The sequence below is a fragment of the Synechococcus sp. CS-197 genome, assembly GCF_025128215.1.
Classification (GTDB): Bacteria; Cyanobacteriota; Cyanobacteriia; order PCC-6307; family Cyanobiaceae; genus Synechococcus_C.
Map to the genome: position 1 here is coordinate 1 of NZ_JAHLZC010000008.1, position 12,568 is coordinate 12,568.

General features: G+C 62.3%; 12 protein-coding genes, 1 tRNA gene and 1 pseudogene. 9 read left to right on the forward strand and 5 right to left on the reverse strand.

Translation table 11 applies throughout. The features are described from left to right. Positions 1-138: pseudogene (locus KQ296_RS01740) on the reverse strand (photosystem II D2 protein (photosystem q(a) protein)); the annotation flags it as partial. A gap of 155 nt (positions 139-293) precedes the next feature. Between KQ296_RS01740 and KQ296_RS01745 the strand changes: the two are divergent. The 4 genes from KQ296_RS01745 (at position 294) to KQ296_RS01760 (ending at position 2,474) form a co-directional block, all read left to right on the forward strand. Beyond that, positions 294-557 (forward strand): hypothetical protein, encoded by a 264-nt coding sequence (locus KQ296_RS01745; RefSeq protein WP_011934127.1) that lies wholly within the window; start codon positions 294-296, stop codon positions 555-557. A gap of 5 nt (positions 558-562) precedes the next feature. After that, positions 563-1,267 (forward strand): ABC transporter ATP-binding protein, encoded by a 705-nt coding sequence (locus tag KQ296_RS01750; protein ID WP_011934128.1) that lies wholly within the window; start codon positions 563-565, stop codon positions 1,265-1,267. Positions 1,268-1,290: 23 nt separating this feature from the next. After that, a tRNA-Asn gene (locus KQ296_RS01755) sits at positions 1,291-1,362 on the forward strand. A gap of 314 nt (positions 1,363-1,676) precedes the next feature. Then, positions 1,677-2,474 (forward strand): response regulator transcription factor, encoded by a 798-nt coding sequence (locus KQ296_RS01760; protein ID WP_011934129.1) that lies wholly within the window; start codon positions 1,677-1,679, stop codon positions 2,472-2,474. 1 nt (position 2,475) lies between these two features. Here KQ296_RS01760 and KQ296_RS01765 read toward each other — a convergent pair whose 3' ends face one another. Genes KQ296_RS01765 through KQ296_RS01775 form a run of 3 tightly spaced genes read right to left on the reverse strand, consistent with a single transcriptional unit; the run spans position 2,476 to position 6,464 of the window. Next, complete coding sequence (locus tag KQ296_RS01765; protein WP_011934130.1) at positions 2,476-3,450, reverse strand: DNA polymerase III subunit delta'; 975 nt, start codon at positions 3,448-3,450, stop codon at positions 2,476-2,478. A 3-nt stretch (positions 3,451-3,453) separates the two neighbouring features. Continuing rightward, positions 3,454-4,095 (reverse strand): dTMP kinase, encoded by a 642-nt coding sequence (tmk, locus tag KQ296_RS01770; RefSeq protein WP_011934131.1) that lies wholly within the window; start codon positions 4,093-4,095, stop codon positions 3,454-3,456. A 2-nt stretch (positions 4,096-4,097) separates the two neighbouring features. Further along, positions 4,098-6,464: a cation-translocating P-type ATPase gene (locus KQ296_RS01775; protein WP_050815900.1), complete on the reverse strand. Its 2,367-nt coding sequence runs from the start codon at positions 6,462-6,464 to the stop codon at positions 4,098-4,100. A gap of 58 nt (positions 6,465-6,522) precedes the next feature. On the opposite strand from KQ296_RS01775, the gene KQ296_RS01780 reads away from it, so the two are divergent. Next, complete coding sequence (locus KQ296_RS01780) at positions 6,523-7,044, forward strand: photosystem I assembly protein Ycf3 (protein ID WP_011934133.1); 522 nt, start codon at positions 6,523-6,525, stop codon at positions 7,042-7,044. Positions 7,045-7,056: 12 nt separating this feature from the next. Here KQ296_RS01780 and radA read toward each other — a convergent pair whose 3' ends face one another. After that, positions 7,057-8,451, reverse strand: a complete 1,395-nt coding sequence (gene radA, locus KQ296_RS01785) for a DNA repair protein RadA (protein ID WP_011934134.1) — start codon at positions 8,449-8,451, stop codon at positions 7,057-7,059. A 90-nt stretch (positions 8,452-8,541) separates the two neighbouring features. On the opposite strand from radA, the gene rpaB reads away from it, so the two are divergent. Genes rpaB through fabD form a run of 4 tightly spaced genes read left to right on the forward strand, consistent with a single transcriptional unit; the run spans position 8,542 to position 12,566 of the window. Then, positions 8,542-9,288: a response regulator transcription factor RpaB gene (gene rpaB / locus KQ296_RS01790; protein WP_011934135.1), complete on the forward strand. Its 747-nt coding sequence runs from the start codon at positions 8,542-8,544 to the stop codon at positions 9,286-9,288. Beyond that, positions 9,269-10,576 (forward strand): phosphate acyltransferase PlsX, encoded by a 1,308-nt coding sequence (gene plsX, locus KQ296_RS01795; RefSeq protein WP_011934136.1) that lies wholly within the window; start codon positions 9,269-9,271, stop codon positions 10,574-10,576. Before rpaB ends, plsX begins: the two co-directional genes overlap by 20 nt. 22 nt (positions 10,577-10,598) lie before the next feature. Then, complete coding sequence (locus tag KQ296_RS01800) at positions 10,599-11,642, forward strand: beta-ketoacyl-ACP synthase III (RefSeq protein ID WP_399239995.1); 1,044 nt, start codon at positions 10,599-10,601, stop codon at positions 11,640-11,642. A gap of 27 nt (positions 11,643-11,669) precedes the next feature. Then, on the forward strand, positions 11,670-12,566 hold the full coding sequence (gene fabD, locus KQ296_RS01805) for an ACP S-malonyltransferase (protein ID WP_011934138.1): 897 nt from the start codon (positions 11,670-11,672) through the stop codon (positions 12,564-12,566). Positions 12,567-12,568 lie beyond the last annotated feature (2 nt).

Here is a 12,568-nt window from a genome sequence, read left to right on the forward strand (position 1 = left end):
GCCACCGATGGCCAAGTAGGCCGTTGGAAAGAGAAGAATGCCGGACCAGCCGACAAAAACGAAGCGGTCGCGCTTGAGCCAGTCATCGAGGACGTCAAACCATCCCCGCTGAGGCGCGCGTCCTACAGCGATCGTCATGAGGGAGCTTCATGAAGCTTTACGTGCCGAGCCTAGTGGGCGCCGCCGGTTTGTGGGCAAGAAACCCGAGCAACACACCCGACATGAGTAGAAATGCCCAACGCTTCGCTGAACGCGCTGATTGGCGAAGATGGGTTGGTTTACGGGACTGATCTGTGTACGTGATTGAGCTGGCTCTGCGCATGAGCCCGATGCCCGTATCCGTGCAGAGGAAAGAGCACGATTCGGCCGAAGCCCTTTACCAACAAGTGCGCTCGGCCCTTGAGCAGGGCCAGCCACGCCTGCTCGAACTCTGCTGCGAAAAGGTGGAAGGCAAGCGCCTCAGCGTTCTCACCAGCGATCTACTGGCTGTCCAGATTTATGAGAAAACAGCTGCAAGCGGCGGCACGAAACGCCCTGGCTTTTCGTTTGAAGCTTGATCCTGATGCAGCCGGTTAATCAGGCCGACTCTGAACCAGCAGCACTTTGCTTTGACAGGGTCAGCTTCTGCTGGCCTTGCGGAACCAAGGCGCTCGATCGCTGCAGCATCGAGATCCAATCCCCCGGGCTCTGGATGCTGGTTGGCAGCAACGGAAGCGGCAAGAGCACCCTGTTTCGAATGATCTGCGGCTTGATCAAGCCGCAGCGCGGCCACATGCACTGCACTCTGCGGCCCGCATTGGTGTTTCAGAACCCCGACCACCAACTGCTGCTACCGAGCTGCGGCAGCGAACTTCTCCTCAGCCTGCCGCCCCACCTCTCACGATCCGAGACAACCAAGAGGATTGAGGGACTGCTCGAGCAGGTCGGGCTGGCTGGGATGGCCGGCCGGCCGATCCACACCCTGAGCGGCGGGCAGAAGCAGCGCCTCGCGATTGCAGGAGCTCTGGCCAGCGAGGCCAATCTGCTCCTCCTCGACGAGCCGACCGCCCTACTCGACGCGGCCAGCCAGGACGCCATCCTGGCGACGGTGCAACAACTCTGCCACCGCTCCAAAAATCCCTTAACTGCGCTCTGGGTCACCCATCGCCTTGGCGAACTCGATCACGCCGATGGCGCAGCGCGCATGGAAAAAGGACGCATTGGCGCTTGGGGCAGCGGGACAAGCCTGAGAAGAACACTCGAGCCTCTTGCGAGACGGAGGGGCTGAAGGGTAAGTTCTCTGGGTCACATTCCTCGGTAGCTCAGCGGTAGAGCGGTCGACTGTTAATCGATTGGTCGCAGGTTCGAATCCCGCCCGGGGAGTTTTTTCACCACACACCACAGCGCTTCGCTTGTGGTGTTTTTTATTGCCAGGAGAATCCGTCGGGAACAATTTTGTTTGACCGATTGAATTTCGTTACTTCAGCCGTACCGAAACCGAAGACTTCCTGAAGAGCTGAATGACTTGATTGGCACCGGCATTGCGCCCAACACGTTCTGCCGCAATGGGTTCAGGCTGATCCACACCTCAGACACCCTTTCCAGGAATCACTGCAAGGCCGAGAGAACCTTGAGAGAATCTGTCAAGCCACGACGCGGCATCACCACGTCTTCCCTAACCACCCGCCTGCGAGTCGATGAAGCCCTGCATCCTGCTGATCGAAGACGACCGGGATATGCGTGAGCTGGTCAGCGGCCATCTCGAGCACAGCGGCTTTGATGTGCAGAGCGCTGACGACGGCATCAAAGGCCAGGCCCTCGCCCTTCAGTACAACCCTGACCTGATCCTTCTCGACCTGATGCTCCCGAAAGTCGATGGTCTGACCCTGTGCCAAAGGCTCCGGCGTGATGAGCGCACATCTGCAATCCCGATCCTGATGCTCACGGCGCTTGGAGGGACCAAGGACAAAGTGAGCGGCTTCAATTCCGGAGCCGATGATTACCTCACCAAACCGTTCGACCTCGAAGAGCTTCAGGTGCGCATCAAGGCCCTCCTGCGCCGAAGCGACCGCGCGCCTGTGGGCACCTCCGGCAATCACCACGAGATTCTCAGCTATGGGCCTCTCACCCTGGTTCCTGAGCGTTTCGAAGCCATCTGGTTCGACAAGCCGGTCCGGCTCACGCACCTGGAATTTGAGCTGTTGCATTGTCTGCTCCAGCGCCATGGCCAAACCGTGGCTCCCTCGTTGATCCTCAAGGAAGTTTGGGGATATGAGCCGGACGATGACATCGAGACCATCCGTGTTCACGTGCGTCACCTGCGCACCAAACTCGAACCCGATCCTCGGAAACCCCGTTTCATCAAAACGGTGTACGGCGCCGGTTACTGCCTGGAACTTCCCACCGGCGCTCAGTTGGAGGGGCTCGAGGATGTCCTTGCCCAGGCGCGGCAGGATCGCGAACAAAACGACCAGAACAGCCGCGCAAGCGCCTGAGTCAAGAGCTCTGAACGCTGATCAAATTGAGCAGAGTCACCTCCCAGGCCAGGCGAGGCTGCACAAACGACAACAACTGCTGACGCAGGCGATTCAGGCGTTCAACGGGCACTCTGTCGAGCTGCTGTCGCCAGAGAACGGTTTGCCACCAGCTGATCAACCACAACTGCTGCTCACCCTCCAGTTGCTCGCACACATCCCGCGCCAGAGCAAGCGCATCGAGGGGCGTTTGCGGGGGATGCTTCAGGCGCTCCCGCAGGCCCTCCGGAATCGTGCCCCAAACACGCACGTGTTCGATCAGTGCACCAGGAGAGCCTGACGCCAGAGCGACAAGCTCAGGCTCAGCGGCAGCAACCTCCAGAGCTTGGTGGCCAGCAGCCTCGGGTAACTGGGCCAGCACGGTTTGCATCGCAGCATCGGGCAAGCGGGTGAAACGGATCTGCTGGCATCGGGAGCGGATGGTGGTGAGCAAACGATCAGGAGCAGCCGAAAGCAAGATCAACAACCCGTGACCAGGCTCTTCAAGGGTCTTGAGCAAGGCATTGGCCGCTCCCTCAGCCATCGCCTCCGGCTGCTCAAGAACCACCAGCCCTCGCGGCGACTCCAAGGGCTGTCGAGCCAAAAAGCGGCCGAGGTCGCGAATTTGTTCCAAGCGAACCTGGGGTGGAGTGCGCCTGTTGACACCGGCGGCTTCGGCTTCAGACCGGGAGATGAGACGCCCCTGATGGCTGTAGGTGGGCTCCACCCAAAGCAGGTCAGGGTGATTGCGCTCTTCAAGACGCCGGCGCTCTCTGGGGTCTGGGCCGCCACCCGTGAGCACCCCTTCCATGAAGCGCAGAGCGCCAAGCCGGCGACCCACCCCGTCAGGACCACTGAAGAGATAAGCCGGTGCCAAACGCTGGTGCGTTAACGCGGACTGCAACACCTGGGTGGCAAGGGGCTGACCCTGAAGATCAGCAAACAGCTCGCTGACCATCGGTTATCGCCTCCTGAGGGCAGCATGTCCTTCCAGAGCAAGACGAATGGCCTGATGCACCTCCTTAGGACTCAAAGCCGCAGGGATGCCAACCCAGCCCCGTTCTGCAGCCAGTTGCCTGAATCCATCGGCCACCCTGGCGAGGAAAGCCTGTCCCTCCGCCTCAATTCGGTCTTCAGTCCGCTCCTCCCGTCGGGCCATGCTCGCTTCAAGGGACAGATCGAGCCAAAGCGTGACATCTGGCACGAGTCCAGCCGTGGCAATCCGCTCCAAGTCGAGGATCAGGGCCCGATCCAAACCCCGCCCATCGCCTTGATAAGCCAGGGTTGAACCACTGAAGCGGTCGCTGAGCACCCAGTCGCCGCACGCAAGGGCGGGAAGGATTCGCCGTTGCACGTGCTGGGCCCGGTCGGCGGCATACATCAGCAGCTCGGCTTCCGGGCAAGGCGCCGCTTCATCAGGGGGATGAAGCAGCAGTTCACGCAGCGCGCGCCCCAGAGGGGTCCCGCCCGGTTCACGGGTGAGGTGCAACGTTGCCCCCTCAGGCATCAGGCCGCTATCCGGAAGCCATTCAGCGAGCTGTCGCAGCTGCGTGGTCTTGCCGCAACCATCGATCCCCTCCAGCACCAGAAAACGCCCTTTCATCGTTAAGGAAGCCTCAGGCTGAGAGCATTCACCACAACCGAGACCGAACTCAAGGCCATCAACAATGCAGCCAGGGGAGGTGAGAGAAGAATGCCGAAACCGGGCAGGAGAACCCCTGCGGCAACGGGCAGAGCGATGAGGTTGTATCCAAACGCCCAGATGAGGTTCTGACGGATCTTGCGCATCGTGCGTCGTGCCAGGCCGAGGGCTTCTGGCAAAGCCTCCAAGCGATCACCCATCAACACCAGATCGGCCGTGTCTTGAGCGATCTGGGTGCCTGTCCCCACAGCGATCCCCAAATCAGCGGCCGCCAGTGCCGGCGCATCATTGATCCCGTCGCCCACCATCGCCACGGGTTGCGACTGACGCCAACACTCCAGCCGTTCCAGCTTCTGATCGGGAAGCAGCTGCCAGGCCATCTCATCCGTCTGGATCCCTAGCGTCTGCCCCACCCGTTCCACGGCCTGGCGACGGTCACCGCTGAGCATGCCGAGGGATAACCCCTGGGAGCGCAGGCGCTGCAAAGCCGTCACGGCATCGGGACGCAGACGATCATCGATGGCCACCAGGCCGATCGGCCGATGGCCCAGGCTCACAGCCACCAGGGACTGTCCACCGGTCTGGGCGGCTTCAACCGCGTCCCGCTGGTGAGCGGGCCATTCGACGCCTTGGCTCCGCAACCACTCCAGGGATCCGACCCGCAGCGGATCCGGAGCGTCCGCGAGTGTTCCCTCCATCCCTGCTCCCGGAACCGTTCGACTGTCTTGAACCGGAAGCAGAGGAAGGTTGAGACGCTGTGCCTCCTGGAGGAGAGCATGGGCCAGGGGATGGCGACTGGTTTGCTCGAGGCTGGCCGCCAGCTGAATCGTGCGCGATGGATCATCACTCATGAGCACCGCTTCCACCAACGGCCTCCCCAGCGTGAGGGTGCCCGTTTTGTCGAACACCACCCGCTCGATCTCAGCAGAACGCTCGATCACATCACCACCACGGAAGAGCCAGCCCTGGCGGGCTGCCAACCCCGACGACACGGTGATCACCGTGGGGGTCGCCAAACCAAGCGCACAGGGGCAAGCCACCACGAGCACCGCGATCGCCAACTGCAGACCCAGCCCGAATGGCGTCTGGGCAGCGGCACCAAGGGACTGATGAACGCCATGCCCATGGCCATGGTCCATCAGCACCACAGGAACCTCCAGAACCTGCGGCCACAGGCTGCTGCCGATCAGCCACCAGAACAAAAAGGTGAACAGCGCCAGCGAGACCACGCCGTAGCAGAAGCGTCCGGCCACCCGATCGGCGAGCCCTTGGATCGGCGCTCGCCGCGCCTGAGCCTGTTCCACCAAGGAAATGATGCGGGCCAGGGCCGTTTCACGACCCACCCGGCGCACCTCCATCACCAGGGTGGCCTCGAGATTGAGACAACCGGAACTGAGCTCCGTTCCTGGGCCGGCATCCACGGGCAACGGCTCTCCCGTGAGGCTGGAGAGATCCACCGCCGAATACCCCTCCTCGATCACACCATCCACCGGGATGCGATCGCCGGCGAGCAGCTCAATGCGTTCACCAGGCCGCAGCATCTCCACCGGTACGTCGCGCACGCTGCCATCGGCCATCACAAGCCGTGCCGATGACGGTTGCAGTGCTGCCAGTTCCTTGAGGGCACGACCGGTGCGCCGACGGGCCCGTTCCTCAAGAAAACGCCCGAGGAGCACAAAGCCCAGAAGCATCACAGGCTCATTGAAAAAACAGGGCCAGCCCACCGCAGGCCACACCAGGGCCACCACGCTGGCGATGTAAGCGCTGCCCACACCCAGGCTGACCAACGTGTCCATGCTGGGGACGCCACTGATGGCCGCGGCCCATCCACTGCGCAGGATGGATCGTCCCGGTCCGAACAGAGCGACGGTGGCCAGTCCCGCATGGAACGGCAGCGTGCCGATCAAAGGCAACGAGAGCGTTCCCGCCTCAGCCAGATGGCCGAGCACAGAGAGAAGCAGGAGCACCAGGGCCACCATCAGCTGACGCCACTGGTTCCACCAACCCCAGGCCCGGTCGGGCTCCGCGTTGGCGCTCAACACACCACTCTGGCGCGGCTGGGCTGAAAACCCCCTGCTGCGCAAGGCCTCGAGAGCCCCCTCCAGCGCCTGCTGGGGATCCAGAGCCGCGGGATCCAGGCGCAGCCAAGCACTGCGCGTCACCAGGTTGACGCTGGCTTCCTGCACTCCAGGCTGATCCTGAAGGGTACGTTCAACGGCGCGCACACACCCGCCGCACTTCATTCCCTCCACATCCAGCAGCACCACCTCGGCGCTTGATGAGGGGGGGCTCTCAGTTGATGACGATGGGGACACGGCGACGGATTCCATCAACTCACGCTAGGCATCACCCGTTGGGTTCAGGATGGATTGATCCGTTCTGCTCTTCGTGCCCCGCAGCAACCGCAACGACAACTTCATCGACAAGAGCTTCACGGTGATGGCTGACCTGATCGTGAAACTGTTGCCGATCAACGCCAGAGCAAAGGAGGCCTACGTGTATTACCGCGATGGGCTCTCCGCTCAGAACGACGGCGACTATGCGGAGGCTCTGGAGAATTACGAGGAAAGCCTCAAGCTCGAGGAGAACCCCATCGACCGGGGCGAAACCCTCAAGAACATGGCCATCATTTACATGAGTAATGGTGAAGAAGACCGGGCTCTGGCGACGTATCAAAAGGCCCTGGATGAAAACCCGAAACAGCCGTCGTGTTTGAAGAACATGGGGTTGATCTTCGAGAAACGCGGACGCACCGCCGAAGAAGAGGGTCGCCGTGACGATGCCGACGGATGGTTTGATCAAGCCGCCGAAGTGTGGACGCAAGCCGTGCGCCTGAACCCCGGCGGCTATCTCGACATCGAAAACTGGCTGAAGTCCACTGGCCGCAGCAATGTGGACGTTTACTTCTGATCGCCACCCTGCTCAATCGTCATCGCCGGGATTCACTCCCAAACCAAGAACGAGAGCTTCAGTGATCGATCCCGCTTCGAGCAGAGCGAGATCGAGACGTGCTGCCAAAGGGCCCAGGCCGCTGCCCCTCGGGACCACAGCACGGGTGAAGCCGAGACGCACCGCTTCCTGCAGGCGCAGTTCCAGCTGTCCCACCGGCCGCAGCTGACCACCCAGGCCCAATTCCCCAAGCAACACCGTTCCCGCAGGGAGGGTGAGATCGCGATAGCTGGCCACCACAGCCGCGGCCACGCCGAGATCAGCCGCGGGCTCCTCCACATCCAGTCCACCCGCCACGGCCAGATAGCAGTCGAAGCGCGACAAGGGCAAGCCCATGTGTTTTTCGAGCACAGCGAGGATCTGATGCAGACGGTTCACAGCGATGCCTGTGGCCGTGCGGCGAGGACTGGCGTAACTGGTGGTGCTCACAAGAGCCTGCAAATCCACCACCAGCGGACGGGTCCCCTCGCAAGCCACGATCGTGGCCACACCGCTAGCTCGTTCGCCGCTGAGAAACAGTTCGCTCGGATTACCCACCTCGGCCAGACCCTGCCCCCGCATCTCAAACACACCCAGTTCATGGGTGGCGCCGAAGCGGTTCTTCACCGCCCGGAGCAAACGATGGCTGGCAAAACGATCACCTTCGAAGGTGAGCACAGCATCCACGAGATGTTCCAGAACCTTCGGGCCAGCCAGGACCCCTTCCTTGGTCACGTGGCCCACCAGCAGCAGGGCGGTGTTCTGACGCTTGGCCACACGCTGAAGCGCGGCCGCACACTCCCGCACTTGGGCCACGGAGCCAGGAGCACTGGAGAGATCGCCGTCGTGGAGTGCCTGAATGCTGTCGATGATTGCCACATCCGGCTGCAAGGCTTCAAGCTCCTCCAGGACCAAATCCAGATCGGTTTCCGCCAAAAGCTGCAGATCACTGGGATCTGCGGTGAGCCGCTGCCAGCGCAACTTCACCTGCTGGGCCGACTCCTCTGCAGACACATAGAGCACGGACCGATCGCTGGCGATGGCCGACGCACTTTGCAGCAGCAGGGTGCTCTTGCCAATCCCAGGATCACCACCCACCAGAACCAGTGAACCGGGAACCAGCCCACCACCGAGGACGCGATCCAGTTCCCCATACCCACTGGACAGCCGCTGCAGCGGCTGATCGCCAAGGGCGGCCATTGACATGGACCGGCGTGCCTGAGGTCCGGCACCTGGATCAGCGCCAGCGCGGCGGCGCCGGGAATCCTGCTTCGGGGCGGATTGCTCCACGAGAGAATTCCAGCTACCGCAGCTGTTGCAGCGACCAAAAAACTGCCGCGTCTGCGCTCCGCAGCTCTGGCAGACGTAAGAAGTGGACGGACGGGGCACGTCGAATAGTGAAGAAAGTTGGCGTTGCGTGAACAGAACGGCGTTCTGTTCGCCTATTTGTGTCCCATAACTTGAAGCATTGCCGGCGACATGACGGCCTCAGCCCCTACCAAGGAAACCATTCTCGTAGTGGACGACGAGGCCAGTATCCGCAGGATCCTGGAAACCCGCCTCTCGATGATCGGCTACAACGTCGTCACCGCTTGCGATGGCACGGAGGCCCTGGAGTGTTTCCAGGAGTGCGAGCCGGATTTGGTCGTGCTCGACGTGATGATGCCGAAGCTTGATGGCTACGGGGTCTGTCAGGAGCTGCGCAAGGAATCGGATGTGCCGATCGTGATGCTCACTGCGTTGGGTGACGTGGCTGACCGCATCACCGGGCTGGAGCTGGGAGCCGACGATTACGTGATCAAGCCCTTCAGCCCCAAAGAATTGGAGGCCCGAATCCGCTGCGTGTTGCGCAGGGTGGAGAAAGAACACGCTGCCGGTATCCCCAACACCGGCTTGATCAAGGTGTCGGATCTCAAGATCGACACCAACAAACGCCAAGTGTTCCGGGCCGATGAACGCATCCGCCTCACAGGAATGGAATTCAGCTTGCTTGAACTGTTGGTGAGCCGCTCAGGCGAACCCTTCAGCCGTGGTGAGATTCTGAAGGAGGTCTGGGGGTACACCCCAGAACGACACGTGGATACCCGCGTGGTGGATGTTCATATTTCCCGTCTTCGTTCCAAACTGGAAGACGACCCGGCCAATCCCGAGCTGATCCTCACAGCCCGAGGAACCGGTTACCTGTTCCAGCGCATCGTCGATTCCGTTGCCTCCGAAGGACCCTGAGCTGAACCCGGCCTCCACACCGCGGACGAAGCCGCGCCGCTCCAAGGCGGTGCGCCGTCTGGTGATTTGGTACAGGCGCAATGCCGCCGTGACCAGCCTTGTGGGCACGGCGACGACCTCGGCCAACGCCGCAGGCTCCATGGCCGGTTCCGTGACCTCCATGGCCGGATCCATGCTGCAACCGGTGATGGATCCCCTCCGCCGCCTTCAAGGAGGTGTGCCCGGAGACGACATCGAGATCAACGACCAAGACCGGATTTGGGTTGCAGTGGATGGCATGGGCGGCGACCACGCCCCCGGGCCAATCCTGGAGGGATGCCTGCAGGCGATCGAACGCCTGGCCGTGCGCATTCGCTTCGTCGGCGAAACCGATCGCGTTCTGGAAGCCGCCGCAGCCTCAGGCCTGAGCGAAGCCTTGAACGCTGCGATGGATGCCGGCCACCTCGAACTGATCCTGAGTGGTCCGTCCGTGGAAATGCACGAAGAAGCCACGGTTGTGCGCCGGAAACGCAACGCCAGCATCAATGTGGCGATGGATCTCGTGAAACGTGGCGAAGCCCAGGCGGTGTACTCGGCTGGAAACTCTGGAGCCGTGATGGCCTCCGCCATCTTCCGGCTGGGGCGCCTCACAGGAATTGACCGGCCAGCCATCGGCGCCCTCTTCCCCACCAAAGACCCAGGACAACCGGTTCTGGTTCTCGATGTGGGCGCCAACATGGATTGCAAGCCCTCCTACCTGCATCAGTTCGCGCTGCTCGGCAACATCTACAGCCGCGACGTGCTGCAAGTGGCGCAGCCCAGAATCGGGCTACTCAACATCGGCGAGGAAGAGTGCAAAGGCAATGATCTGGCACTCAGCACCTTCGCGCTTCTGAAAGAGGAATCCCGCTTGCACTTCGCTGGCAATTGCGAAGGCCGGGACGTGCTCTCTGGAGACTTCGACGTGGTGGTGTGCGACGGCTTCACCGGCAATGTGCTGCTCAAGTTCCTTGAATCCGTGGGCAGCGTGCTTCTTGGTGTTCTGAAAGCCGAACTGCCGAGAGGCCGCCGCGGCAAGGTTGGCTCAGCGTTTCTGCGCAGCAACCTCAAACGCATCAAGAAGCGCCTGGATCACGCCGAACACGGCGGTGCGCTGCTTCTCGGCGTGAACGGCATCTGTGTGATCGGCCATGGCAGCAGCAAAGCGCTGTCCGTGGTCAGCGCCCTGCGTCTGGCCCATTCAGCCGCAAGCCATGGCGTGATGGAGGATCTCGCTGCGCTGAGCCAGCAAACCGCGGTGAAGGCCTGAACGGCCTCCTGCCGGACTGTGGTTGACTGACGCCACCTGCTTGGATCTTCTCTTGGCTGGACAATCACCGCCGGTCCTGGGCGTGGGCCTGATCGGCAGCGGCAGCGCCCAGGCAGCACAGGTGATCAGCAACGATCAGCTCAGCCAACGGGTGGACACCAACGATGAATGGATCCGAACCCGCACAGGCATTGGGCGTCGCCGGGTTAGCACTGCCGATCAGACCTTGGTCGACCTCGCGGCAGAGGCAGGTCGAAGCGCCCTGACCATGGCCGGTCGCTCCCCCCAGGATCTCGACCTCATCCTCCTGGCCACGTCCACCCCCGATGATCTGTTCGGTTCGGCCCCGAGGGTGCAGGCCGAACTCGGCGCGACCAATGCCGTCGCCTTCGATCTCACCGCCGCTTGCAGCGGTTTTCTGTTTGCACTGGTCACCGCAGCGCAGTACCTGCGAACGGGTGCGATGCGCCGTGCGCTGGTGATCGGTGCAGACCAGCTCAGCCGCTTCGTTGACTGGGACGATCGCCGCAGCTGCGTGCTGTTTGGAGATGGCGCTGGAGCCGTCGTCCTCGAAGCCAGCGATGAGGACGGACTTCTTGGTTTTCTGCTGCACAGCGACGGGGCGCGTGGTGCGGTCCTCAATCTTCCGGCCAATGACACGTCCGCTCCCCTCATCGCTGGGGCCGAGCACCGTGCCGGGGGGTATCGCCCGATCGTGATGAACGGCCAGGAGGTCTACAAGTTCGCAGTCCGCGAGGTCCCTGCCGTCCTCCAGTCACTCCTGAAGCGCTGTGACGTCTCAGCTGATCAACTCGATTGGCTCCTGCTCCATCAAGCCAACCAACGCATCCTCGATGCCGTTGCTGATCGACTGTCGGTGCCCGGCGCCAAGGTTCTGAGCAACCTGGCGGCGTACGGGAACACCTCGGCAGCCACCATCCCGTTGATGCTCGACGAAGCGGTGCGCGATGGCCGGGTCAGCTCCGGCGATCTTCTGGCCAGCAGCGGCTTTGGCGCGGGGCTGAGTTGGGGAGCAGCCCTGCTTCGCTGGCAGGGGCCCACGTAGGCTCCAGCAACGCTTGCGCCGTTGAGAATGTCGATCGCCTGGGTGTTTCCTGGTCAGGGGTCTCAGAAAGTCGGAATGGCTGATGCGGTGCTCAGCCTCCCTGGCGCCGAAGAGCGCTTCGCCTTGGCGTCGAGGCTGCTGGGTCGTGATCTGCTGGCGATTTGTCGCGGCGAGGCTGGAGACGGGGATGATCCCGTTGATTTGAATGACACGCGCAACACCCAGCCCGCGCTGTTCGTGGTCGAATCGCTGATCGTGGATGAGTTGCGGCGGCAGGGGCGCGAGCCTGCGCTCGTCGCCGGCCACAGCCTCGGTGAACTGGTCGCCCTCTATGCCGCTGGGGTCTTCGATGCCGACACCGGTCTTGAACTGATGCAACGCCGGTCTGAGTTGATGGCCGGCGCTGGCGGCGGAGCCATGGCCGCCGTGATCGGATTCGAACGCAGTCAGCTCGACGAACTGGTCAATGCAACGGAAGGGGTGGTGATCGCCAACGACAACAGTGCAGCCCAGGTGGTGTTGTCAGGCACAGCTGACGCTGTGGCGGCGGTTGGCGACGCCCTCACCTGCAAACGGGTGATCCCCCTGGCTGTGTCGGGTGCCTTTCATTCGCCCTTCATGCAAGACGCGGCGGATGCCTTCTCGCAGCACTTGAACGATCTGGCCTTTGAGGATGCGCGCGTCCCTGTGCTGAGCAACACGGATCCCACCCCTTGCGTGGATGCGGTTGAACTCAAGCGCCGCCTGCACCGCCAGATGATCACAGGCGTCCGCTGGCGTGAAACCATGCTGGCGATGGGCGAAGCCGGGGTGGAGACCCTGGTGGAAGTCGGTCCAGGGGCTGTTCTCAGCGGATTGGCCAAACGCGCCATGCCCGGGATCACGCTGTCTCAGCTCGCTGGAGCCGACGATCTCGGTCTCTGAAC